The following is a 24,178-nucleotide window of genomic DNA, read 5'->3' on the forward strand; positions in this document are numbered from 1 at the left end:
TTTGCGAATCGCGCCTTGAAGGCGCTATGGCTTAACGCCAGTGGCGATGGCCGTGGCCGTGCCCATGACCGCGGTAGTAGCCACGCGGTGCGTAATACGCCGGGGGAGCGTAGTACACCGGTGCCGGGCGGTAATACACCGGCGGCGGCGGACGGTAGTACACCGGGGGCGGCGGCGCGTAATACACAGGCGCGGGGGCTGCATAAACCGGGGCCGGGTAGTAGGCCGGAGCGCCCACGCCCACGGACACGCCCGGAAGGCCCACGCCCACAGACCAGCTCACGTCGCCGCGGGCACTGGCCGAAGTGGCCGCAAACAAAGCGCCGGCTGCCACGACACCCGCGGCGGCCCATTTGAAGAAGGTTGAACGTGTGAGGCTCATGATCTTTGAACTCCTGGTTGGGGCGTTATCCGCCCATGTAGATATTGAACGCGCCAAATGCAAAGCGGTTGCCCGCCGTAATGTGAAGAACGTTGCCAAAAGTAACCGGGAGGGGGTGCCCTCTAGAATGCCGCAATGACCTCCCCGACCGACAAAGACAGCGCGAAAACGGCCGCTGCACCGAGTAATTTCTTGCGCCACGTGATCGAAAACGACCTTGCGCAGGGTGCCTATTCTGGCCGCAAGTGGGGTGGCTCGCCCGGCGACGCCGCCCATCACGCCCAAGGCATGCCCGACCCGGCCAAGGTTCGCATGCGCTTTCCGCCGGAGCCCAATGGCTACCTGCACATCGGCCATGCCAAGAGCATCTGGCTCAACTTCGAGCTGGCCAAGGAATACGGCGGCGTGTGCCACCTGCGCTTCGACGACACCAACCCGGAGAAGGAAGAGCAGGAATACGTCGATTCCATCCGCGACGCGGTCAAGTGGCTCGGCTACGAAACCTACCTGGCAGACCGCCCCAGCGCCCCTGGCACCCTACAGCCGCACGAGTATTTTGCGAGCGACTACTTCGACTTCATGTACCGCGCCGCCGAATACCTGATTGGCGCCGGCCTGGCCTATGTGGACGAGCAAAGCGCCGAAGAGATCCGCGCCAACCGCGGTGACTTCAACACGCCCGGCACCGACAGCCCCTTCCGCAGCCGCAGCGCGGAAGAAAACCTCGCCCGCTTCCGCGCCATGCGGGACGGCCAGTTGCCCGACGGCGCCGCCATCCTGCGCGCCAAGATCGACATGGCGAGCCCCAACATCAACATGCGCGACCCCGCGCTGTACCGCATACGGCGTGCAACGCACCACAACACCGGCGATAAATGGTGCATCTACCCGATGTACACCTTTGCGCACCCGATCGAAGACGCGCTGGAGCAGATCACCCACTCCATCTGCACGCTGGAGTTCGAAGACCAGCGCCCCTTCTACGACTGGCTGCTCGACCGCCTGGCCGAAGGCGGCCTCATCGCGAGCCCGCATCCGCGCCAGTATGAATTTGCTCGCCTGAACGTCACCCACGTGCTCACCAGCAAGCGCAAGCTGCGCCAGCTGGTCGAAGAAAAGCACGTCGACGGCTGGGACGACCCGCGCATGCCCACGCTGGCGGGCCTGCGCCGCCGCGGCTACACGCCCGAGGCGCTGCGGCTGTTCTGCGAACGCAGCGGCACCACCAAGTCCGGCGGCTGGATCGACTACGCCAGCCTGGAAGCCGCGCTGCGCGACACCCTGGACCCCATCGCGCCGCGCGCCATGGCCGTGCTCGACCCCGTGAAGCTGGTCATTACCAACTGGGGCGAACTCATGGGTGGCGACGAGGTACTCGACGACTGCTCGGCTCCCGTGCACCCGCATCACCCTGAAATGGGCAAGCGCGAGTTCAAGCTCGGCCGCGAGGTGTGGATCGAGCGCACCGACTACGAGGAAGTGCAGCCCAAGGGTTTCTTCCGCCTGTTCCCCCGCAACAAGGTGCGGCTCAAATACGGCCACGTCATCGAATGCACCGGCGGCACCAAGGACGCGAGCGGCAAACTCATCGAAGTGCAGGCCACGCTGGTGCCCGACACCAAGAGCGGCACGCCCGGCGCCGACGCCATCAAGGTGAAGGGCAACATCACCTGGGTGGCCGCGGCTGATGCGGTGCAGGCCGAGGTGCGCTTGTATGAGCGGCTGTTTGCGGCGGCCAACCCGGGCAGCGGGGAGCTGATGGATGAGCTCAACAAGGCCAGCCTTGAAGCTTGCACGGCCTATGTAGAACCGTCACTCGCAAAGGCCGAGCCCGGCGTCGGCATCCAGTTCGAGCGGCATGGGTACTTCGTGCGCGACACCAAGGCGAGTACCGACGGCAAGCCGGTGTTCAATCGCGCCGCTGGCATGCGGGACAGCTGGGGCAAGTAATCCCTCAAGGACTTAGGCGAATTAATCCACCACACTAAAAAATCATGGAACAACTGCTCGCCAAACTCACGAATCTCGGGTACGAGTTTTTTGGAATCATCTTGCCCGGCATTGTTGCGTTTGTTTTTCTAGTTATGTGGTGGGTCGCGCTGGGTCAACTCGCGCCCTATTTATCGTCCAATTTCTTCCCACACCTCACGTCCAACAACGCATCTTTAATTATAGAGTCAATCAGCGTAAGAACCGGAATTGGGATCGCACTCCCAACCTTAATAATTACATATTTTCTGGGACATATTTTGCAGTGGACCGCAAGATCGGGAAAGGCCAGCGAAAAGAATCTAAAAGATGCATTTCAAAGAACCATCCGATCTCTATTTTTCAAAATTCCCAAGCACGAAGATTCATTTGAGCCGAGTTTAAAACCTTTTTTTGAAGCAGTTCAAGGAAAATTTTCCCAAAATGGCACCCCTTTGACTTGGGTGCAATTCTATCCAATCGCAAAGTGCTATCTTGCGCGAAATTTCAACCAATCCCTAGTCTCCAATTATCAAAATAAATATACGCTACATCGATCAATCACGCTTGCTTCGGCCTGTTTATTTTGGTTGAGCCTCTTCGGGATCATGGCCGGAGCGGTGACAATTCATTACATTCAAATCCAACCTCGCTGGTGGCTTCTCAGTTTTCTTGCTGGATTTTCGCTAGTATCAGTCTGGGGATTTTCCGATAGCTACGCATACAACTGGCGTCTCTTTGGCAACTCCATTGTTACGGAAACCTATTCTTTGATTTTCGGCCCCAATGATCAATCTAAGCCATAAAAATCTAGTAGCCATTGATGTTGAAACCAGTGGGGCTAATCCATTCAAACATGAGGTCTTAGCAATTGGTTTTTCTCCAATCGATGAGAGCATTCCCTCGAAAACCGTTTACATCCGCCATAACGAGATCGAGTGGAGCCCTCATGCGCATGAAATTTTCCTGAACTACTCTGAAGAATGGGAAAAGCAATCAGTAAATCCAACATTGGCGCACAAAGAAATCGAGAATTATCTTTCTCAACACTTCAGAGATCATGCCATCACACCCGTCGGTCACAATATTGGATTTGACTTGGCTTTTCTTCGAAAATTAGCTTTTCAAAGCGGGCACGAGCATATATCCGGCATCTCTCACAGGGCTGTCGATACTCACACGTTACTTTACGTACTCGCGCTTAAAAATATAATACCAATCTCTGCCACGACGTCTGACGGTGCTTTTTCTTATTTTGGGATAGGAATAGAAGACAAGGATCGCCACACGGCAATTGGAGATGCAGAAGCGACAAGCGACCTCTTGAAGAAAATTCTCAAGAAATTCAGCGAAATTAGCAGCTAAAAAGCAGAAAGCATGTAGCATCCACAGCAACGAAGTGCCGCTGCGTGCAGTCGTCAGGCACATGGTGTCGTAGGGTTAAATGAATCCTCCCAACCCTCCCCGCCTCATCCGCTTCAACAAGCCCTATGGCGTGCTCAGCCAGTTCACGCCCGAGGGCCGCTGGCGCGGGCTGAAAGACTTCATCGATATTCCCGGCGTCTACGTCGCCGGGCGCCTCGATGCCGACAGCGAAGGCCTGCTGCTGCTCACCAATGACGGCCAGCTCCAGGCGCGCATTGCCGATCCGCGCTTCAAAATGGAGAAGACCTATTGGGTGCAGGTGGAAGGCGTTCCCACCGAGGAGGCGCTGGCCGCGCTGCGCGAAGGCGTGCAACTCAACGATGGCCTTACGCGGCCCGCCCGCGCGCGTCTGCTCCATCCACCGCCCGATGTGTGGGCGCGGCAGCCGCCCATCAGGGAACGCAAGAGCATTCCGACCGCGTGGCTGGAACTGGCGATCAGCGAAGGCCGCAACCGCCAGGTGCGGCGCATGACCGCCGCCGTGGGGCTTCCCACCCTGCGCCTGATTCGCGCTGCCATCGGGCCGCACACGCTGGACGGACTGGCGCCCGGCGCCTGGGCGGAGTAGCGCAGCGGCACACCTTTCATTCATTCGATCTCTTATGCGCAGCAACCGCTCCCATTTCTCCGATCTCCTCTCGCCCACTCTGCTGAAGCGCCGCCGCGCGTTGCTCGGCACGCTGAGCCTGCTGGCGCTGCCTGCTGCAACGCATGTCAGCGCCGCGCCCCTTGCGAAGCCGAAGCAACAGCGCTCCGAGGTCTGGCCGCATGCGTCCCAGGTGCCGGGCGGCATCGCACGCCTGTCGCTCGGTCCGAGCGCCAAGCGGCCGACCGCCTTTTCAGGCGATGTGCCGTTGCTTGTGCTGGGCGACGCCATCGAGTGGACGGCGCTGGTGGGCATTCCGCTTGCGGCGACGCCGGGCGACGCAAACATCGTCGTGCGCCCCGAGAGCGGCGCCGACAAACAGGTGGTCTACACCGTAGCTCCCAAGCAGTACCGCGAGCAACGCCTGACGGTGCCACCGCGCACCGTCGACCTCTCGCCCGAAGACGAGGCGCGCTACGAGCGCGAACGCGCGCACCTGGCCACCGTGATGGCCACGTTCACCGACCTGCGGCCCGACGCCTCGCTGCAGATGCGCGTCCCCGTGCCGGGCCGCCGCTCCAGCTCATTCGGCCTGCGCCGCGTGTTCAACGGCCAGTCGCGCAATCCGCACAGCGGCATGGACATCGCTGCCGGCACCGGCACGCCCGTGCTGGCACCGCTGCCGGGGCGCGTGATCGATACAGGCGACTATTTCTTCAACGGCGGCACGGTGTGGCTCGACCACGGCGGCGGCCTGCTGACGATGTATTGCCACCTGAGCCGCGTCGACGTGAAGGTGGGCGATGTGCTGAAGACCGGCGAGCAACTTGCCGCCGTGGGCGCTACCGGGCGCGTGACGGGGCCGCATCTGCACTGGTCGGTGATGTTGAACCGGGCAATGGTGGATCCGGCGCTGTTCATTGCGGCTTGAGTACTCACCCTGAGGCCCGAATTCCGCTCTCCTCATAAACTCGCGCCACTCAAAAGCAGGGGTGGGCAATGGCCAAGCAGACAAGAGCCGAGCGACGCCGGGAGCGCGCACGAAAAGAACTGGCGGGCAAGGGCTGGACGGTGATCATCGTCGGCGTTCTGCTGCTGGTAGGACCGACCTTCATGCAGGGCTCGATCGTTGGCACCATCGGCCCCGCACTTCGACCGGCCGGCTGGGCAGCGCTGGCGCTCGGGGCGGTCCTGCTCGGACTGCACTACTTCGCCGCCCGGAAGACGGCGCTCCCGGAGGTGAAGCGCGCTGCACAACAGCCGCCTATCGCCAAAGCGACGGCGCCCACACCACCACCTTCTGGCGCCGCGCGACGCGAGCCTGTATTTGCGTCAACGCCTTCCGAACCAAGCCACTCTCCCCAGAACTCGCGCCCCAGCATGCGCAGCAGTGGAGCCCAGCCGTACTCGCAGCCATCGAATGGCGCCGCTTCGAGGCCCTGTGCGAAGCGCTCTATGCGCAGGCCGGGTTCACCACACGCAGCCAATCGCACGGTGCGGACGGTGGCGTCGACATCTGGCTTTACTCCAAGCACAGCGACGTGCCACGCATCGTCCAGTGCAAGCACTGGCAAGGCAAAGTGGTGGGAGTGAAGGAGATGCGGGAGTTCTTCGGCGTGATGGCGTCGCATCAACTGAAGAGCGGCACTTACGTTACGAGCGGAGCGTTCTCCGCCGACGCCAAGGCGTTTGCGAAGGCCAATGGCATTCATGCACAGGATGGCGCCGCGTTGTTGGAACTGGTCGGCAAGCGCACGCCCGAGCAGCAAGCCGCATTGCTGGCCGTGGCCTACGAAGACGACTATTGGCGGCCCACCTGTGCAAGCTGCGGCACCAAAATGGTGGAGAGATCGTCGACCAAGAGCGAAGGCAGTTTCTGGGGCTGCGCCAACTTCCCAAGTGCCGCGGCAGGACGATTCCAAAGCTGAAAAAGTCCGCCGCGTAGCCGGTCTCAAATCGGCTTCGTCAGATACACCGCCTCGCGCCCCACGATCACGTGCTGCGCGGGCATGAAGATCGTGCACTCATCGCATGGCGCGCGAATCTCGTCAGGCCCGTTGGTGGCAATCAGCTCGCCCTTGGCAAAGGTTTCGAAGCCGATCAGCGGGCGCACGAACGCAAACTCTTCGGACTTGATGATGTGCGTCTGCAGCAGCTCGAAGCGGCGCTGCGGGCCGGGCGCGGGCACGGCCGGGTCTTTGTCGATGAGGCCGAAGTGCGCCAGAAAGTCGAGCGAAATGGCAATGGCCAGCTCTGACGCTGAGCGCAGGAAGTGCTGGCCGCATTCGGCGACCAGCGCCACGCCCTTGCCATCGGGCTGGCCGTGGCGGCCATGCTGGATCAGCGGCGTGCCGGAGCCCAGGCCGTCGGGCATGACCAGGTGCACCGGGGGCGGCCGAGGGCGAGTGCCGCTTCGGCATTGCGCTCATAGGCCGGGTACACCCAGAACGGAACCACAGGCTGGCTGGTGGAGTGAATGTCCAGGATGTGGTCGGCCGCGCTCACCACCGGGCGCAGCACGCGGGCGCGGCGCAGCTCGGGGCTGTCTTCGGGGCCGTCAAGCCATTCGGGCGACCAGATGCGGTTGAGGTTATGCACCAGCTGGCGGCTGTCGGAGGGCAGCGCCTCGTTGAACGACTCGTACGCCTCCACGTTGGCAAAGCTCACGGTGAGCGTGCCGATCTTGGGGCGCACGTTGGTGTCGAGCAGGTGCGTGGCGGCGGTCATGCCGCAGATTTCGTTGCCGTGCGTGAGCGCGTTGATCAGCACGTGCGGGCCGGGCTTGCCGGACTCGAAGCGGTGCACGTAGTCGATACCGATGTTGCCCTTGCGGTAGGCGGAGATGTCGCGGGGGAGGACTTCGAAGGCGGGGGCGTTTGGGTCATGGGGCGGTGGTGAACATTCAAGCGGAGGGGTCTGGCGAGTTTGCTACAGGGCGCACTTTCTTGCTCTTGTGCTGGCCGCAGCTACATCGGGCGAACAAGTGCGTACCGGGTTGCTTTGCCCTGCCCTGTTCTTTCGAGCAAACCCGATGTCACCAACTCGGTCAGCTCCCGATACGCGGTGGCGCGCGACACGCCTGCAATAGCGACGTATTTCTCTGTGCTCATGCCACCCAGAAATCCACCGGGACCCGCGTCATAAAGTTTTTTCAACACCTTGCGCTGGCTTGGCGTCAGTTGCGGATGCGCAGTGTCCAGAACCGCCCAGAAGCCAGCCTTGGCGCCCGCGGCCTGGATCTGGGCCAGCGTTGCGAGGCACGCCTTTTCAACACAGCCGACAAACCAGCGTACCCACGGTGTGACATCCATGCTTTCCTGGGCACTGGCGGCCTGCAATTGGTTGTAGTAACCCGCGCGGTCGAGCCATAGCTGCTGAGACATGCTGAAGAGACGCTGGCTACTGCGGAGATCCTGCGCCAGCGCCAAGTCGCTCAGAGCGCGGCCGATCCGGCCATTGCCATCTTCGAATGGATGGATGGTTTCGAACCACAAGTGCGCGATGGCGCTGCGCACGATGCCGTCCATTGCGGGCTGCTCCCGACTGTGCTCGAACCATTCGAGCAACGCTCTCATCTGAGCCGGCACATCACGTGAAGGCGGCGCTTCATAGTGCACCGTGTCCGGCTTGCCGATGCGCGGGGTAACGATCTGCATGGGGTCTGCGTGGACACGGTAGCCACCCGTCACGATGCGTGTGATGCCGCTTCGTCCGTTCGGGAAAAGCGCGGCGTGCCAATCGAGAAGTCGCTCTTCTGAAAGTGGCTCATCCCAACGCGCAACGGCTGCTTCAACAATGTCGAGCGTGGCTTCCGTACGCGCATCTCTTGGCATGCGATCGGCCGGCGTGAGCCCATGCCGCCGGGCCGCCGAAGCGCGCACCGAATTGATCTGGAGTGTTTCGCCCTCGATCTGGGCGGTAGAGATGGCTTCTTGCGTCCACTCGCCAAGTTGGAGTTCGCTCAGGTCGACGAGTTGAAGGTTGCCCGCCACGCCCAGCATGCGCCCCTGTGCAAGGCGCGCAGCCGACAGCGCCGGTTGCAGTGCCTGCGCGTCGACTTCAAAGCGCGGCCATTTTTTGGCTTGCCAGATCCACATGAAGCGCATTCTAGCCAAATACGCTTCATATTTGAAGCGTATTTGCCGAAAATACGCTTCAGCCCGGCTTCGCTTACCAGTTCACCTCGCGCTCCGGCGTAGCCGAAATATGGTGGATCGACAGATCCGCGCCGTCGTATTCCTCTTCCTGCGTGAGCCGCAGGCCCATCGCGGCCTTGAGCACGCCGTACACCGCCGCGCCCGCAAGGGCTGCCCACGCCACGCCCATCAAGGTGCCGATGAGCTGCGCCCACACGTTGACCCCGCCGATGCCGCCCAGCGCCTGCGTGCCGAAGACGCCGGCTGCGATGCCGCCCCAGGTGCCGCACAGGCCGTGCAGCGGCCACACGCCGAGCACGTCGTCGATCTTCCATTTGTTCTGCGTGAGGGTGAACATGAAGACGAAGATGCCGCCGGCCACGCCGCCCACCACCAGCGCGCCCAGCGGATGCATCAGGTCGGAGCCGGCGCACACGGCCACCAGCCCGGCCAGCGGGCCGTTGTACACAAAGCCGGGGTCGTTCTTGCCCATGGCCAGCGCCACCAGCGTGCCGCCCACCATGGCCATGAGCGAATTGACGGCCACGAGCCCGGAAATCTTGTCGATGGTCTGCGCGCTCATCACATTGAAGCCGAACCAGCCCGCGCACAGGATCCACGCGCCGAGCGCCAGAAAAGGAATGTTCGAAGGCGGATGCGCGCTCAGCGAGCCGTCGCCCCGGTAGCGGTTGCGGCGCGCTCCCAGCAGCAGCACGGCCGGCAACGCGAGCCAGCCGCCCACCGCGTGCACCACCACCGAACCCGCGAAGTCATGAAACTCGTGGCCGGTGGCCGAGGCAATCCACTCCTGGATGCCGAATGCCTTGTTCCACGCAATGCCCTCGTACAGCGGATAGACAAGGCCGACGATGACCGCCGTGGCAATGAGCTGGGGCCAGAACTTGGCGCGCTCGGCAATGCCGCCCGAAATGATGGCCGGAATGGCCGCGGCAAAGGTCAGCAGAAAGAAGAACTTCACAAGCTCGTAGCCGCTCTTGGCCGCCAGCTCGGTCGCGCCCACAAAGAAGTGGGTGCCATAGGCCACGCCGTAGCCGACCAGGAAGTACACGACGGTCGAGACCGAGAAATCGACCAGGATCTTGACCAGCGCATTGACCTGGTTCTTCTTGCGCACGGTGCCCAGTTCCAGAAAGGCAAAGCCGGCATGCATGGCAAAGACCATGATGGCGCCGAGAAGGATGAACAGCGCATCTGCGCCCTGTTTGAGTGCGTCCATGGGAGCTTCTTGCAGTTTTTGGTTTGAATTGGTGCGTCGCACCCGAATCGCTCGGGGCAGCGCCGCAAGGAAGCAAAAATGGTGCCTGAAGGCTCTTTCATGGTGCGTATCGCCGGAAAATGAGCGTTCTCAGTGCAGACGCCGCACCGGAACAGGACGCGCGAAGAGGCGGCCCGTCGTAGGCTTCGTCAGCTCAGGCCCGCGCGCAGCGCATCGCGATAGCGCCGGCTGCACGGCACGGTGGAACCATCGTGCATGTGCAGCCGGGCGTCGCCGCCGTCGAGCGGCTCTATCTCCTTGATGCGCCCCAGGTTGACCGCGTGGCTGCGGTGCACGCGCACGAACCGGGCGGGGTCGAGCTGGGTCAAAAAGTCGGTGAGCGTGGCGCGCAGCAGGTAGTCGTGGCCGTTGACGTGCAGGCCGACATAGTTGCCTTCGGCCTGGAGCCAGTCGATGTCGTCGGCGGCAATCAGGAATTCGCGCCGCAGCTTGCGCACCAGAAAGCGCTCAGGCCGCGAGGGCTGCGCGGGCGGCGCCGGTTGATGCACGTCAGGCTCGGCGGGCGCCGCCTCGGGCGGGTCGAGCACGCGCGCCTCGCCCTGCAGCCGCAGCATGAAGACGCCATAGACCCAGATGCCGAACACCATCGACAGGTAGGCGCGCACGTCCTTCAGGTATTCGTAGCCCCAGCGCCCGGTCCAGCCCGCGAAGTCGTAGCGCTCGCCCATGGCCGAATAGACCATGGCCCGCAGCGCGAACATCGCGGCCACGTGCACCAGGCTGAAGACGACGCTGGCAGCCAGGTGCCAGGCCAGGTAGCGCAGCAGGTGCGTGCGCGCGAGCGGCGACAGCCTGCGCTGGACGGCGACCACCGCCGGCACCAGCGCCAGCAGCACCAAGTGGCTGGACACCTCCCAGGTCACGATCTCCCAGGCGGCGCGGGGCACCGCGCGGTCACGCGCATCGATCAGCGCCACGGTGGTGTTGAAGACCGCCTGCAGCGCCATGAAGACGACCCAGAAGCCCACTTCCACCCAGCGGCGGATGGGCTCGTAGCGCTCGTACAGGTTCTTTCGGGAGTCTCCCATGCCCGGGATTCTCGCGATGATCCGCGCACCGGCGGGCGAATTTCGTCCCTGGTGGGCACCGCTCGTCACAAACAGGGGGCGATCCGTCCCTTTGGTGCGCGGCGGCGGCGGCCGGACAGGACCATCGCGGCTTCTCTCTTGTGTTGTTCGAGGAGTTTCGATGCCCGCACCCTCCGCCGATCGCCGGCACGACATCGATGCGCTGCGTGCGCTGGCCTTCCTGCTCGTCATCCTGTACCACGTGGCGATGTACTACGTGGCCGACTGGCCCTGGCACCTGAAGAGCCCGCATGCAGCCGAATGGCTGCAGTGGCCGATGCGCGTGCTCAACCTCTGGCGCATGGACCTGGTGTTCCTGATCTCGGGCGTATCGCTGGGTTTTTTGAGCCGCAACCAGGGCACCTGGCAGTTGCTGCGCAGCCGCGGCGCCCGGTTACTGCTGCCGCTGGTCTTCGGCATGGCGGTGATCGTGCCCTACCAGGCCTATGCCGAAGGCGTGGCCAGCGGACTGGTGGCGCCGGGCTTCGGCGCCTTCTTGCTGCGCTACCTGCCCATGAACGACCCATGGCCCAAGCAGGCGTTCGCCGGCGCGGAGTTCGGCATTACCTGGAACCATCTTTGGTACCTGCCCTATCTGTTCACGTACACGGCGCTCATCGCGCTGACGCTGCCGATATGGCGCTCGCGCGCGGGCCAGTGGATGCGCCGCAGCTTCAACGGGCTGCGCGGCTGGAAGCTGCTGTGGCTGCCGGCGCTTCCTTTATTGCTCTGGACGATGCTGCTGGCCCGGCACTTTCCGCCGACGCACAACCTGATTCGCGACTTCTACCTGCACAGCATCTTCTTCACCGTGTTTCTGTACGGCTACTGGATGGGCGCGGACACCGGCGTGTGGCGCGAGCTGGCGCGCGTGCGCCGCGTGTCGCTCGCGCTGGCCGCGGCGGCGATTGCGGCTTTCATCGTGCTGCGGCTCGGCGCGAAGGGCCCGCCTTCGGGCGTGCTGATGGACACGCTGCGCATGCTCTACCTGTGGCTGGCGGTCGCCACCATCCTTGGCCACGGCCACCGCTACCTGAACAGGCCCTGGCCGTGGCTGCGCTGGGCCAACGAGTCGGTGTACCCGTGGTACGTGCTGCACCAGACGCTGATCATCGCGGGCATTGCGCTGCTGGCACCGCTCGCGCTGGGGCCGGTGCTGGAGCCGATGTTGCTGGTTGTGCTCACCATCGCCGGCTGCTGGCTGCTCACCGACGGTCTGATTCGCCGCTTCAACTGGCTGCGGCCGCTGTTCGGGCTCAAGCCCCGGAGCATCGGTGGCAACACGGAAATCACTTCGCCGGCGGAGCCTCTTCCACCGGAACCAGGATGGCGCTCCCGGTCGCCACGAGCTTGAGACTGTCGCCCTCGCCTTGGCCGTAGAGCTCGGCGGTGGTGAACACCTGCTTGCGGCCTGCCTTCACGACCTTGCCCCTCGCAATGAAGGCGCGGCCCAGCGCGGGCGAGAGGCAGTTCACCGAAAAGTGCGATGCCAGCACCCGTCCCGCCACGGTCGACGCCGCAAAGCCGCAGGCCGTGTCGAGCATTGCGCCGATGAGCCCCGCGTGCAGAAACCCGGAGTACTGGCCCATGTCCTCCTCGCGCCATTCCATGCGCAGTTCGGCTTCGCCCCCGGCGGCGCGGGTCACTTCGAAACCCGCCCAGCGATTGAAGGCAGCGGTTTTGTTGATGGCCTGGATGGTGTCGAGCATGGCGGTCTTTCAAAAAGAAAGGATGGAGCGTCGAAGACGATGAAAGATACGGAGAGCCACTCTACGAAGCGGCTCCGCCGGGCGCCGTCGCGCGGGAGACCCGCACCGCTTCGACAGTTGCCTTGGCGACAGCGCACTTTTTTTGCCGAGACTTAACCCCGGTTTGGAAGCCCCGCCGTATGAGTGAAGGAACGATCCACTACCGAGGCTCCGATGAAAGCAATCTCTTCTTCCTCCTTCTTCTTCCGTGCCGACCTGCGCGCCACCGTCATTGCCGCAGCCTGCCTGGTGCTCGGCACCGGCGCGTATGCACAGGCCGTGGCCACCGCGGCCGGCGCGGATGCGTCGCGCATCACGCAAGTCAAGGTGTACCCCGGCAGCGCAACGGTGGAGCGCGTGGCGCGGGTCGCGGCCGGCAGCCGATCGGTCACCTTTGCCTGCCTGCCCGCCGGGCTTGACGTGCAGAGCCTGCAGGTGTCGGCTGGCGCTTCGGTGCGCCTGGGCGAAACCTCGGTGCTCAATGAGCCGCGCGAACTCTCGGCACGTTGCGCGACCAGCGCGCTCGACGGCCGCATTCGCGACCTGGAGGACCAGAAGGCTGCGCTGCAGGCCGAGAGCGATGCACTCGGCCTGGTCACCGGCTATCTCAAGGGCCTCTCGGGCGGCAGCGAACCGGCCCAGGGCGCCCGCGCTCCGGTGGACGCGCGCAACCTTGCCGCGATGACCGATGCGATGCGCCGCACCGGGCAGGATTCGCTGCTGAAGCAGCACCAGATCCAGCGCAAGCAGACCGACATCGACCGCCAGCTCAACCCGCTCCTGGCCGAGCGCACGCGCACACAGGGCAACGGCACGCAGGTCGTGGCCGTAACCGTCACGCTGGCGGCCAGCGCAGATACCGACGTGAAGCTCAGCTACCAGGTCAACGGCCCGGGCTGGACGCCCACCTACCGCGCGCTGCTCGACACCGCCACACGCAAGGTGCGCATCGAGCGCCAGGCGCTGGTGGCGCAGGCCACGGGCGAAGACTGGCGCGGCGTGAAGCTGGTGCTTTCCACCGGCCAGCCGCGCCGCGAAACCACGGGCCGCACGCCAAGCGCGTGGCGCATCGGCATCGAGCAACCGCAGCGTGCGCCCGCAAGCCCGGCCGTTGCCATGATGGCAGCGCCGGCACCCGCTGCATCGCTCGACCGCAAGCGCGCCATGGCTGAAGCTGCGGAGCCGCTTTTCGACGTGGCCGTGTTCGACAACAGCTTTTCCACCGAATTCGCGGTGCCGCAAAGCATCGACGTGCCGTCCAACGGCCAGCGCGTGACATTGGCGCTGGGCCAGCATGAAGACACGGCGAAGCTCGCGGCGCGCACCAGCCCGCGCGTGGACGCCAGCGCCTTCCTGGTCGCCGAACTCGCGCAACCCTCAGGTGTGTGGCCGGCTGGAGCACTGCAGCTGTACCGCGATGGCAACTTCGTCGGCAGCGGCCGATGGAATGCACCCAGCGATGCAAAGCTCACGCTCTCCTTCGGCCGCGACGAACTCGTGCGCGTGCAGGCCGAGCCCGAGCAAGACAGCCAGGGCACGGGCGGCTTTGTCGGTTCGCGCGCCGAGCGCAAGGTGCAGCGCGCCTATGTGGTGGAGAACCGCCACCGCACGCCCATTGCGGTGCAGGTGCTCGAGGCCGCGCCGGTTTCCGTCGACGAGCAGGTGCGCGTGGCCGCGCAGTTCTCGCCGCAGCCGGGTGAGCTGGCCTGGAACAAGCAGCCGGGCCTGGCCATGTGGAGCTTCGACTTGGACGCCGGCAAGACCGCGCGCGTCGCGGCCGACTACACCATCAGCTACCCGAAGGACGCGCGCCTGCAGATGCGCTGAGCGAGCGCGACGTGTTCAGCGCGGCTCGGGCGCCTGGCCTTCCGAAGGCTCGGCGCCCGGCTTGCGCTTCTTGCCGCGTGCGGCTTTCTTGGCCGCGCGCTCGGCATCGATACGCTGGCCCTCTGCCAGCCACTGCAAGAACTCTTCAGGCGTCTCGAGCGTGATGCGCCCGAGGTTGCCGGCGCGAAACTCGTGCATGACGATTTCCGCGGCCTTTTGCAGGTTGACGCGGCCCTTGCCCAGCAGCGCGCCGCGCTTGCGGCCGATGGCGTCGAGCAGCTCTTCGTCCTTCATGGCGGCAATGGCGGCGGCATCATGCTCCGCCAGCTTGAAGCGCGCGGTAATGCCCTCCGCATAGTTCGCCTTGAGGTAGTTGAGCAACTCCAGCGCCACTTCTTCCTCGTCGAAGGCATTGCGTCCCACGGCGCCGCTGGCCGCCAGGTTGTAGCCGCTCTTGGGCACCACGATGCGCGGCCACAGCATGCCGGGCGTGTCCCACAGGTAGAAGTCGTCGGCCAGCGTGATGCGCTGCTCCAGCTTGGTAATGCCGGCCTCGTCGCCGGTCTTGGCCTTGCGGCTGCCGGTCAGCGTGTTGATGAGGGTCGACTTGCCCACGTTGGGAATGCCGCAGATCAGCACGCGCATCGGCTTGGCCATGCCGCCGCGGTTGGGCGAAAGCTCGTGGCAGGCACGCACGATGGCCTGCGCCGGCGTCGTCTGGCTCGCGTCGAGTGCAATGGCGCGCGTGGCCGGCAGCGCGTTGTAGTGCGCGAGCCAGAGCGCGGTGCGCGCGGGGTCGGCCAGGTCCTGCTTGTTGAGCACCTTCAGCGAGGGACGCCCGGCCGTGAGTTCGGCCAGCATCGGGTTGGCGCTGGAGCCCGGCAGCCGCGCGTCGAGCAGCTCGATGACCACGTCGATGTCCTTCACCCGCTCGGTGATGGCCTTCTGGGTCGTGTACATGTGCCCGGGGAACCACTGGATCGCCATCGATGGATGCTCTTTCTTTCGCTCTGTCTGGGAGGGGCAGGCCTGAAGGCCGGGTGCGCATTGTCGACGGGGAACGTGCGGCAGATCACACCGCTACGTTTTCCATAGCTGCAGGCGGCCATTTTGCCTGCGCTGCGGCGCGGCGCGCCCCTAGAATCCGCGCGCTGCACCCGCAGCCGCTTTCAAATAATCATCCGAGGGAAATCCATGCTCAAGCGCCTTGCCGCTGCCGCCCTGCTGGCAGCCACCGTTGGTTCCGCGACAGTCGCAACAGTTGCCCATGCCCAGCGCCCCACGCCGCCGCAGGGCCCGATGATCGACGGCTACCTGTGCTGCAACATGCGCACCTATGGCAGCTCCATCAGCGACATCAACTATGACGAGCAAGGCACCAGCATCGTGGCCGTGGGCACGCCGGCCCGCATCACGGCCTACGACATGCGCTGGTTCAGCGCCGACCTGGCCGGCAAGCCGCAGCGCATCAAGAACGACTACAGCCGCAACATCACGCTGGTCGACTTTGCCAAGCGTTACGTGGTGACCGAAGACCCCAGGCAGAAGATGGCGGCCTTTCCGCCCGCGATCCGCAATGCCATTCTTGCCGTGAAGGTGATGCCCGGCATGACGCGCGAGCAGGTGCTGATGGCCATCGGCTACCCCGTTGCCGCCGAGAACCCCAGCCTCGACGCACCCATGTGGCGCTACTGGCGCGACAGCTGGTCCGAGTACCAGGTCAACTTCGACGAGAAGGGCCTGGTCAAGTCGGTGGTGGGCGACCCGGTGGCGCTCAGCCGCGTGTTGGCACCAACACCTTAGTTCGCGTTGGCGCGCGTCTCGGCGAGACACGTGCAATCCACTAGATGTTTTGCATTGCGGGGGGCGGTTCCGCCCCTATCATTTGACTGAACGCGGCGCATCGGCGCGTCGGTCGAATTGAAACTTTTGATGGAGTTACCGCGATGAAACCCGTCTCCGAACTGCTCAAGCGCCACGACTCCGCGGCCTGGCGCACCTCGCCGGACGCCAGCGTGTTCGATGCGCTGGCCACGCTGGCGCATTTCGAAGTGGGCGCGCTCATGGTGATGGACGGCGAGAAGCTGGTGGGCTTTCTCTCCGAGCGCGACTACACCCGCAAGGTGGCGCTGCAGGGCAAGAACTCCAAGGAGATGAAGGTCTCGGAGATCATGACGCCCGACGTGATGACCGTGACCCCGCAAACCCGCACGCGCGCCTGCATGGCGCTCATGAGCCAGCGCAAGTTCCGCCACCTGCCGGTGGTCGACGGCGACAAGGTGGTGGGAATGATCTCAATCCAGGACTTGATGGACGACATCATTGCCGACCACGAAGTGACCATCGCGCAGCTCACGACCTATATCCAGAGTTGATCCCATGCCTGCCCCAAGGTGGGGAACACGCCTACGCGCGCCCGGCCTGTTTAGGGCGCACAGTAGGGGCTCGTTCATCCATCAGCAGGAACACGGCATGCAGATTCAGGTCAACACGAGCAACGGTGTCAACAACAAGGACGCGCTGGAGCGCTGGGCCGATACGGAAATCAAGCAACAGCTGAACCGTTTTGTCGAAGATGTGACGCGCGTCGAAGTCCATCTGAGCGACGAGAACCACGACAAGGCCGGTGCGGGCAACAAGTGCTGCGTGATGGAAGCACGGCTTGCGCACCACCAGCCGCTGGCCGTGACGCAATACGCCACCACCCTGGACGAAGCCTTCAGGGGCGCGGCCGAAAAGCTCAAGCGCCTGCTCGACAACACGCTGGGCCGGTTGAACAACCACCGCGACCGCGACTCCATCCGCAAGGACGCGGGCTTTATCGCGGAATAGCTCCGGCAAGCGCCTGCGCTTACCGCCGGGCGCGGGGCTTCCGCGCGGGAGCCTTGGGGCCGGGTGTCTCGACCGGAATCAACGGCGGGCGGTGGCCGGTCTGCATCCACTCGTCGTAGAAGTCGATCTTGCGGTCGACCAGCGACAAGGCGCGCTTCCACTCGGCAATGGTTTCGGTCACGCGCGCGCGGTGCGCCGCGAGCAGGTCGCGCCGCTGCGGCAGCGTGGTCTTGCCCTGCAGCGCGAGCGCGGTGTACTCCCGCATCTCGGCAATGCTCATGCCGGTGCGGCGCAGCCGGTCCATCAGATCGAGCCAGCCCACGTGCAGTTCGCCGTAGAGGCGCCGGCCGCCCTCGTCGCGCGAAACGCCGGGCACGAGGCCTTGCGCCTCGTACCAGCGAATGGCGTGCACCGTGCGGCCGGTGCGCGTGGCAAGCTCGCCGATGTGGAACGGGGTGCCGCCGTCAGCCGGCATGGGCGGCGGCGGACGGCGCCTGCAGCGCCTCCTGCACCAGTGCGGTGTCGAAGTACTCGGTCAGCTCTTTCACCTTGCCTCCTTCGAGTCGATAGACGTAGCAATAGCGGTTGTTGTAGCGCTTGCCGGCCTTGGTGGGCACGTCGCCGCTGAACAGCACCACCACCCGGTCGCCTTCGGCAATGATGCGCTCGGTCTTGCTCCGGTAAGGGCCCGCGAACTGCGCGAACAGCGGCTTGATCAGCTCTTCGCGGATGGCCGCCTTGCCCGCATAGGTGCGCGACCATGGCGTGGTGCCTTCGAGCGTCCAGGCGGCGTCGTCGGCCAGGCTGTCGATGAAGAGCTGGCCGTTGCCCTCGTCCAGCGCGGCATGGATGCGCTGCACCAGCGCCTTGTTGTCTGTCGTCGTGTTCATGGCTGCATTTCCTCTTGGAATGAATGAACCGGATGTCCCGGTGAATTCATTGGAAATGCTCGAGTGCACTCTAGGTCAAGCGCCGTGAACAGGTTGCGTCAGCCCTTGCCCGCGTTGGCCATGGCCTTGCCCACTTCGTTGCTGCCCTGGGCCGAACCGCTCTGGGGCACGATCTCGCCCTCGCGCGAGGTCACCTCGGCAAGCCGCGCGGCCAGTTGCTCGGGCGTGTCCGCGCCGATGCCCAGCCAGGCGCCCTGCGTAAGGGTGATGTGCGCGGCCTCGAAGGTGCCTGCGCCAGCGCAAAGAATGGTGCGGTTCGGCGCGTCGGCGGAGGCCAGCACCAGCATGGCGGGCACCACCGCCTCGGGCTTGAGGGCTTCGAGCACTTCCTTCGGCATCAGGCCCTCGGTCATCCGCGTGGCCGCGGTGGGCGCCAGGCAATTGACGCGGATGTCGTTCTTGGCGCCTTCGATGCTCAGCGTTTGCATGAGCCCCACCAGCGCGAGCTTGGCGGCGCCGTAGTTGCTCTGGCCGAAGTTGCCGTAGAGCCCGGAAGACGAGGTGGTCATCACGATGCGGCCGTATTTCTGCTCGTTCATGAGCGCCCAGACGGCCTTGGTGCAGTTCACCGCGCCCATCAGGTGCACGTCGACCACCAGCTTGAAGTCGGCAAGGTCCATCTTGGCAAAGCTCTTGTCGCGCAGGATGCCGGCGTTGTTGACCAGGATGTCGACCCGGCCCCAGGCATCGACGGCCTGCTGCACCATCGCCTGCACCGCCTCGAAGTCGGTCACCGAGGCGCCGTTGGCCATGGCCTCGCCGCCCGCGGCCTTGATCTCGTCCACCACGGCTTGCGCGGCGCTCACCGAGCCGCCGGAACCGTCCGCCGCGCCGCCCAGGTCGTTGACCAGCACCTTGGCCCCGCGCGCCGCCAGGGCCAGCGCATGCTGCCGGCCGAGGCCGCCGCCCGCGCCGGTCACGATGGCCACTCGGCCCTTGAAGTCGATGGTGCTTTGGGTCATCTCTTGCTCTCTTGCTTTCTTTCCGTGGGGAATGGGGGTGTAGCCGATGGCCGCCGCTGGCGGCCGCGTGGCGTTTTACCCTAGAAAAGCACGCCGGCGCGAGCGGCCGCGTGCGCGCTCAGTCACGCGCGTGACGCAGCGTTTCGCAGTAGGCCACCAACTGGTCGAGCTCGGCCGATTTGTCGAAGAAGGCATCGGCGCCCAGTTGGGCGGAGCGCTGGCGCATGTCGGAGGTGGCGTAGTTGCTCAGCACCACGACTTTCTGGCCGGCCATGCGGTCGCGGCAGGCCCTCACCACGCCGAGGCCGTTGCCGCGCTCCAGGAAAAGATCGACGATGGTCAGGTCCCACTCGTTGCGATGCTGGCGCAGCCAGCGCACCGCCTCTTCCTCGCTGCTGGCGCAGGCCACCACGTCCGCATCGGCCACGTCGTGCAGAAAGCCGACGAGGTTTTCACGGATGAGGGCGCTGTCCTCGACAAGATAGGCCTTGAAGCTCATGCCGGGATCTCCGGCCGAGCCACGGGCCGGAATACGAATCTGTTGCTGCTTGCGGGGTGCATGCTGCCCATGGTCTCCGGCGCGGCGGCGCGCGCGGTGAGTCATGCAGGCCAATGCCTGTAGGCCATAGGCGCCCGCGCCTGTCGTCAGGCGGGCTGCACCCTGGTGAGACGCGTAGGACAGCCAGCCGGTCAGGCCGCGACGGCCATCCGCCCACGGCCGAGCCCCAGGCGAGCCGGCGACACGTACTGCTCGCGATAGATCTCGAAGGGCATGGTGTCGGCGGCCTCGATGCGCTTTTGCTCCTGGATCGATTCTTCGGTCATGCGCTCGAACTCAGCCTGCTGCTCGGGCGGGAACGGCAGGGCCAGAAGCGCCGCGCGAGTCTGCTCGGACTGCGCGCGAATGAAGCCGATGAACGAGTTGCCGTGGCGTTGCTCCACCGCCGCCAAGACGCGAGCCGAAGGCAGGCTGTCCGGGTTTTGCAGGGCGGCAAGCGCCGCTTGCACCGCGTCGGCATGGTGCGTGCCGCCGTTCGCGGCGTCGAGCGCGGCGGCAATGGGCAGGCACTGCTCCACCAGTTCGATGCCCCAGTCGGCCAGCGCCACTTCGCGCCCGCCCCGCAGCAGGTGCAGGCCCGGCTCGCGCCCGCGCGCGGCGGTGAGGTGCTGGTTGTGGGCCAGCTCGGCAATTTCCTGCGGGGTGTCGGCCGGGCTGTCGCTCAGCAGGCACTGCAGCAGGAACACATCGATGAAGCGCATCGTCTGCGCGTTGATGCCCACCGGCTCGAAGGGGTCGAGGTCCATCAGCCGCACCTCGACGTATTCGACGCCGCGCTCGCGCAGCGCATGCAGCGGGCGCTCGCCGGGGTTGATCACGCGCTTGGGGCGGATGGTGCCGTAGAACTCGTTCTCGATCTGCAGCAGGCTGGTGGCAAGCTGGTTGTAGTCGCCGCCCAGGTTGCGGATGCCAATGGCTTCGTAGGCCGGCCAGGGGCGCGTGAGTGCGTCCTGCAGCGAGGCGCCATAACCTTCGAGGCTGTTGTAGCTCACGGCCAGCGAGGCCTGCGCGTCGCTCTGATAGCCCAGGCGCCCCATGCGCAGCGAGGTGCCATGCGGCATGAACATGCTGCCGTCGCCCAGCGGCTGGAGCTCGTGCGGGCGGCCCGCGACAAAGCTCGAACACAGCGCCGGCGAAGCGCCGAACAGGTAGAGCAGCAGGAAGGCGTGGCGCCGGAAATTGCGGATGAGCGCGAAATACTGTTCGCTGGACACATCGGGCAGCGACCAGTTGTAGTGAATGCCCGAAATGGTCTGCATGCGCCGCCCGTAGCGGTGGCTCAGGCCCATGCGGTAGACGCTCTTGGCGCGCCCCACGTTGGAGGAGCCGTAGCGCCCGATGGGAATGGTCTCGTCCGTCGGCAGGCCGCAGGGCATGCTCGACACCCACAGGCGCTCGTCGCCGAGCGAGTCGAGCACGCGGTAGGTGAACTGGTGCACGCGGGTCAACTCATCGAGCGCCGACTCCACATTGGCATGCACGCCCGTGATGAGCTCGAGCTGCGATTCGCTGAAGTCGGTGGTGATGTGCGGATGGGTGAGCGCCGATCCGAGCGCAATCGGATGCGGTGTGAGCGCGAGTTTGCCGTCCGGCAGGGCGCGCAGGCTTTCTTTCTCGATGCCGCGCCGCATCCCCTTCAACCTCGCGGTTGAGAGCGCACCCAACCTCTCCTGCAATCTGCTGCTCATATTGTTATACCCGTCGATCTTCTGAGGGGCTGGAAGGTAGCACGCCCGCGCGGGCACTGCTCGTGCAGGGAATCCCTCCTTCCGCTATGCTGGCCACTGCTATCGTTTTGCTAGCAGGGTTCATGGGGCTTGCGCTTTCGAAGTGGCCGGATGGGAGGCTGGAGCCAGTCGCAGGGCGCCGCGTTATGCCGCCAGCACGCGCAGCAAAAACCGGTTCAGGTCGGCAATTTCTTCCATGCAGACCGAATGCGCCATCGGGTATTCATGCCACTCCACGGTGTAGCCCAGCGCGGTGAGCGCGTCGCGCGACATCAGCGCCCTGTCGAACGGCACCACCGGGTCTTGCCGGCCATGGGCCAGGAAAACCGGGGTTTCGTGGTTGGCCGCATGGCGCTCCGCCGCGGTGGTGGCCGCAATGGGCAGGTAGCCCGAGAGGCCGACGATGCCCGCCAGCCGCTCCGTATGGCGCAGGCCGGTCATCAGCGCCATGGCGCAGCCTTGGGAGAAACCGGCCACCACGATGCGCTCGGCCTTGATGCCGCGGGCTTTCTCGTTGGCAATGAGCGTTTCGATGGTGGCCTGCGAGCGGCGAAGGCCCGCCTCGTCTTCGCGCGCGGCCAGGTCGGCCACCGCAATGTCGTACCACGCCGGCATCTGGTAGCCGCCGTTGATGGTGACCGGGATCACCGGCGCATTCGGGAACACGAAGCGCACGGGGCCCACGCTCGACAGGTCGAGTTCGTTGGCAATCGGCACGAAGTCGTTTCCATCGGCGCCAAGGCCGTGCATCACGATCACCGTGGCGGTGGGATGGGGAGCGGTTTCGATTTCGATCGGGGAGCGGGACATGGTCGGTAGAAGGTATTCAGAGACGCCAAAAACCAGACCTTAGCGCATTCGGGCCGGCCGGGGCGCGGTCTCACGGAATGCAACACAATGGCGGTTCACGCAAAACCCATGAGCCCACACCCCAAGCCCTCCCTCGCCGCCGCCGCCGTAGCCGCCGCGGCATCAGGCAGTGAAGCCCTGCTGCGCAGCAGCGGCCTGCGCGTGACGCGCGCCGCGCAAACCGTGCTGGACCTGCTGGAACGCGCCCCGCAGCCCCTGACGCACGACGACGTGGTTGCCGCCTACACCGGCGCCACCGGAGCCCCGCCCGACCGCGTGACGATCTACCGCGTGCTCGACCGCCTCGTCGAAGCCGGCCTGTGCGACCGCCGCGTGGGCGCGGACCGCATCAACCGCTTTGCACGCCATGTGGAAGCCGCTTCAGGCAACATATTCGAGTGCGACCAGTGCCACAAGGTGCTGGCGCTGCCTTCGGACCCGGAACTGCCCAAGGTGATGAGCCGGCTGGGCCGCGAACTGCGCAAGCAAGGCATCGACACGCGCCATACCGCGCTCACGCTGCACGGCACCTGCGGAGATTGCAGGGGCTGAGCTCTGCAGGGCGGCTACACGTTCCAGGACGGAAAAGGGTCCGGAAGGTTCGCCCACCACGAAGCGCCGTAGCGCATTTCGCTCTCGGTCAGAAGGCAGGCATCGAGTCGCGCGCGCAGGTCGGCTTCGTCCATTCCAATGCCGATCAGCACCAGCTCCTGCCGCGCATCGCCGGTGGCCGGATCCCAGTTCTTGCGGATGATCTCCAACGCTTCTTCATCGACGGGCCAGTGTTCGCGTGGCACCGCGGCCCACCACAGGCCGGCCACGCCATAGCGGCAGGCGCCGCCGGCTTGCGACCAGGAGCCCGCGCGCGTGGCCCGGCTTGCAAGCCAGAAGAACCCCTTGGAGCGCACCACGCCCTCCCACTCGCCTTGCACCAGGTCCCAGAAGCGCTGCGGATGAAACGGCAGCCGCGCGCGGTACACGAAGCTGCGAATGCCGTAGGTGTCGCTCTCGGGCGAATGCTCGCCGCGGAGTTCGGCCAGCCAGCCGGGTGCCTGCTCGGCCTGCTCGAAATTGAACAGGCCCGTGTCCAGCACGCGGTCGAGCGCAACGCGGCCGAACTCCGACGTCTCGATGCGCGCACGTGGGTTGAGGCTGCGCAGAATGGCCATCAGGCGGCCGCGCTCTTCAGCGGTGACGAGATCGGTCTTGTTGACCACCAGCACGTCGCAGAACTCGATCTGCTCGATCAGCAGGTCGACCACGGTGCGCGTGTCTTCATCGCCGAGCGACTGGCCGCGCTCGCCCAGGCTGTCGGGCGAGCCGTAGTCGCGCAGAAAGTTGAAGGCATCGACCACCGTCACCATGGTGTCCAGCCGCGCCACGTCGGCCAGGCTCTTGCCGTCTTCGCCGGCAAAGGTGAAGGTCTCGGCCACCGGCAGCGGCTCCGAGATGCCGGTCGATTCGATCACGAGCTGGTCGAAGCGCCCTTCCTTCGCGAGCCGGCTCACCTCGATGAGCAGGTCTTCGCGCAGCGTGCAGCAGATGCAGCCGTTGCTCATCTCGACCAGCTTCTCGTCGGTGCGCGAAAGCTGGGCGCCACCGCCCCGCACCAGCGCTGCGTCGATGTTGACCTCGCTCATGTCGTTGACGATGACCGCCACGCGCCGCCCCTCGCGGTTGTGCAGGATGTGGTTGAGCAGCGTGGTCTTGCCGGCGCCGAGAAAGCCGGACAGCACGGTAACGGGAAGGCGTTGGTTCATGGGCGTGGCTTTATATGCAACAGAATTGCATTATATGAAGCATTGCAACCATGTTGCGTTTAATCCGAGCAGCAATTCCCGGCCCCGCATAGACTCCTGTCTT

The 24,178-nt window shown here is 64.9% G+C and carries 25 protein-coding genes and 1 pseudogene; 12 read left to right on the forward strand and 14 right to left on the reverse strand.

The window, feature by feature from the left end; all coding sequences use genetic code 11:
- Positions 1-31: 31 nt before the first annotated feature.
- Positions 32-382, reverse strand: a complete 351-nt coding sequence (locus M0765_RS00885; protein ID WP_258501455.1) for a hypothetical protein — start codon at positions 380-382, stop codon at positions 32-34.
- Positions 383-517: 135 nt separating this feature from the next.
- On the opposite strand from M0765_RS00885, the gene M0765_RS00890 reads away from it, so the two are divergent.
- From M0765_RS00890 to M0765_RS29120, 6 genes are all read left to right on the forward strand, one after another.
- Complete coding sequence (locus M0765_RS00890) at positions 518-2,332, forward strand: glutamine--tRNA ligase/YqeY domain fusion protein (RefSeq protein WP_258501456.1); 1,815 nt, start codon at positions 518-520, stop codon at positions 2,330-2,332.
- A 44-nt stretch (positions 2,333-2,376) separates the two neighbouring features.
- Entirely contained in the window at positions 2,377-3,156 is a 780-nt protein-coding gene (locus M0765_RS00895; protein WP_258501458.1) for a hypothetical protein, read from the forward strand.
- Entirely contained in the window at positions 3,137-3,715 is a 579-nt protein-coding gene (locus tag M0765_RS00900; protein ID WP_258501460.1) for a 3'-5' exonuclease, read from the forward strand. Before M0765_RS00895 ends, M0765_RS00900 begins: the two co-directional genes overlap by 20 nt.
- 79 nt (positions 3,716-3,794) lie before the next feature.
- A complete protein-coding gene (locus M0765_RS00905; RefSeq protein ID WP_258501461.1) occupies positions 3,795-4,343 on the forward strand; it encodes a pseudouridine synthase in 549 nt (182 codons plus the stop codon).
- 34 nt (positions 4,344-4,377) lie between these two features.
- Complete coding sequence (locus M0765_RS00910) at positions 4,378-5,292, forward strand: M23 family metallopeptidase (RefSeq protein ID WP_258501463.1); 915 nt, start codon at positions 4,378-4,380, stop codon at positions 5,290-5,292.
- A gap of 61 nt (positions 5,293-5,353) precedes the next feature.
- Complete coding sequence (locus M0765_RS29120) at positions 5,354-6,289, forward strand: restriction endonuclease (RefSeq protein WP_258501464.1); 936 nt, start codon at positions 5,354-5,356, stop codon at positions 6,287-6,289.
- 23 nt (positions 6,290-6,312) lie between these two features.
- On the opposite strand, the pseudogene M0765_RS00920 reads toward M0765_RS29120, so the two are convergent.
- The 4 genes and pseudogenes from M0765_RS00920 to M0765_RS00935 all read right to left on the reverse strand — a co-directional run bounded on the left by M0765_RS00920 (position 6,313) and on the right by M0765_RS00935 (position 10,822).
- A pseudogene (locus tag M0765_RS00920) lies at positions 6,313-7,205 on the reverse strand (succinylglutamate desuccinylase).
- 122 nt (positions 7,206-7,327) lie between these two features.
- Positions 7,328-8,458: a Fic family protein gene (locus tag M0765_RS00925; RefSeq protein WP_258501465.1), complete on the reverse strand. Its 1,131-nt coding sequence runs from the start codon at positions 8,456-8,458 to the stop codon at positions 7,328-7,330.
- A 73-nt stretch (positions 8,459-8,531) separates the two neighbouring features.
- Positions 8,532-9,734, reverse strand: a complete 1,203-nt coding sequence (locus tag M0765_RS00930) for an ammonium transporter (protein ID WP_258501467.1) — start codon at positions 9,732-9,734, stop codon at positions 8,532-8,534.
- A gap of 188 nt (positions 9,735-9,922) precedes the next feature.
- Positions 9,923-10,822 carry a LytTR family DNA-binding domain-containing protein gene (locus M0765_RS00935; RefSeq protein ID WP_258501468.1) on the reverse strand — a complete coding sequence of 300 codons (900 nt, stop codon included), beginning with the start codon at positions 10,820-10,822 and terminating at the stop codon, positions 9,923-9,925.
- Between the two features lie 160 nt (positions 10,823-10,982).
- On the opposite strand from M0765_RS00935, the gene M0765_RS00940 reads away from it, so the two are divergent.
- Positions 10,983-12,215 (forward strand): acyltransferase family protein, encoded by a 1,233-nt coding sequence (locus M0765_RS00940; RefSeq protein ID WP_258501469.1) that lies wholly within the window; start codon positions 10,983-10,985, stop codon positions 12,213-12,215.
- On the opposite strand, the gene M0765_RS00945 is transcribed toward M0765_RS00940, so the two are convergent.
- Positions 12,151-12,570 (reverse strand): PaaI family thioesterase, encoded by a 420-nt coding sequence (locus M0765_RS00945; protein WP_258501470.1) that lies wholly within the window; start codon positions 12,568-12,570, stop codon positions 12,151-12,153. The two genes, M0765_RS00940 and M0765_RS00945, sit on opposite strands and share 65 nt — an antisense overlap.
- Before the next feature lie 213 nt (positions 12,571-12,783).
- On the opposite strand from M0765_RS00945, the gene M0765_RS00950 reads away from it, so the two are divergent.
- Positions 12,784-14,436, forward strand: coding sequence for a DUF4139 domain-containing protein (locus M0765_RS00950; protein WP_258501471.1), 1,653 nt, complete (start codon positions 12,784-12,786; stop codon positions 14,434-14,436).
- Positions 14,437-14,451: 15 nt separating this feature from the next.
- Here M0765_RS00950 and ylqF read toward each other — a convergent pair whose 3' ends face one another.
- Positions 14,452-15,423 (reverse strand): ribosome biogenesis GTPase YlqF, encoded by a 972-nt coding sequence (ylqF, locus tag M0765_RS00955; RefSeq protein WP_258501472.1) that lies wholly within the window; start codon positions 15,421-15,423, stop codon positions 14,452-14,454.
- A 207-nt stretch (positions 15,424-15,630) separates the two neighbouring features.
- Between ylqF and M0765_RS00960 the strand changes: the two genes are divergently transcribed.
- From M0765_RS00960 to M0765_RS00970, 3 genes are all read left to right on the forward strand, one after another.
- Positions 15,631-16,239 (forward strand): outer membrane protein assembly factor BamE, encoded by a 609-nt coding sequence (locus tag M0765_RS00960; RefSeq protein WP_258501473.1) that lies wholly within the window; start codon positions 15,631-15,633, stop codon positions 16,237-16,239.
- Positions 16,240-16,382: 143 nt separating this feature from the next.
- Positions 16,383-16,811, forward strand: coding sequence for a CBS domain-containing protein (locus tag M0765_RS00965; protein ID WP_126746152.1), 429 nt, complete (start codon positions 16,383-16,385; stop codon positions 16,809-16,811).
- A gap of 97 nt (positions 16,812-16,908) precedes the next feature.
- Positions 16,909-17,268, forward strand: coding sequence for an HPF/RaiA family ribosome-associated protein (locus M0765_RS00970; RefSeq protein ID WP_258501474.1), 360 nt, complete (start codon positions 16,909-16,911; stop codon positions 17,266-17,268).
- Between the two features lie 19 nt (positions 17,269-17,287).
- Here the strand turns inward: M0765_RS00970 and M0765_RS00975 are convergent, their stop codons facing one another.
- From M0765_RS00975 to M0765_RS01000, 6 genes are all read right to left on the reverse strand, one after another.
- On the reverse strand, positions 17,288-17,743 hold the full coding sequence (locus tag M0765_RS00975) for a MerR family transcriptional regulator (protein WP_258501475.1): 456 nt from the start codon (positions 17,741-17,743) through the stop codon (positions 17,288-17,290).
- Entirely contained in the window at positions 17,733-18,158 is a 426-nt protein-coding gene (locus tag M0765_RS00980) for a nuclear transport factor 2 family protein (protein ID WP_258501476.1), read from the reverse strand. The genes M0765_RS00975 and M0765_RS00980 overlap by 11 nt, the downstream gene beginning before the upstream one ends.
- Positions 18,159-18,256: 98 nt before the next feature.
- Positions 18,257-19,180, reverse strand: coding sequence for an SDR family NAD(P)-dependent oxidoreductase (locus tag M0765_RS00985; protein WP_258501478.1), 924 nt, complete (start codon positions 19,178-19,180; stop codon positions 18,257-18,259).
- Positions 19,181-19,298: 118 nt separating this feature from the next.
- Complete coding sequence (locus tag M0765_RS00990; RefSeq protein ID WP_258508080.1) at positions 19,299-19,679, reverse strand: response regulator; 381 nt, start codon at positions 19,677-19,679, stop codon at positions 19,299-19,301.
- Between the two features lie 191 nt (positions 19,680-19,870).
- A complete protein-coding gene (gene gshA, locus M0765_RS00995) occupies positions 19,871-21,427 on the reverse strand; it encodes a glutamate--cysteine ligase (RefSeq protein ID WP_258501479.1) in 1,557 nt (518 codons plus the stop codon).
- A 183-nt stretch (positions 21,428-21,610) separates the two neighbouring features.
- Entirely contained in the window at positions 21,611-22,276 is a 666-nt protein-coding gene (locus M0765_RS01000; protein ID WP_258501481.1) for an alpha/beta hydrolase, read from the reverse strand.
- 108 nt (positions 22,277-22,384) lie between these two features.
- Here M0765_RS01000 and M0765_RS01005 point away from each other — a divergent pair, with 108 nt between their 5' ends.
- Positions 22,385-22,867, forward strand: a complete 483-nt coding sequence (locus tag M0765_RS01005; protein WP_258501482.1) for a Fur family transcriptional regulator — start codon at positions 22,385-22,387, stop codon at positions 22,865-22,867.
- A gap of 14 nt (positions 22,868-22,881) precedes the next feature.
- On the opposite strand, the gene zigA is transcribed toward M0765_RS01005, so the two are convergent.
- Entirely contained in the window at positions 22,882-24,075 is a 1,194-nt protein-coding gene (zigA, locus tag M0765_RS01010; protein ID WP_258501483.1) for a zinc metallochaperone GTPase ZigA, read from the reverse strand.
- Positions 24,076-24,178 lie beyond the last annotated feature (103 nt).

It is taken from the genome of Variovorax sp. S12S4 (assembly GCF_023195515.1).
Lineage (GTDB): Bacteria > Pseudomonadota > Gammaproteobacteria > Burkholderiales > Burkholderiaceae_C > Variovorax.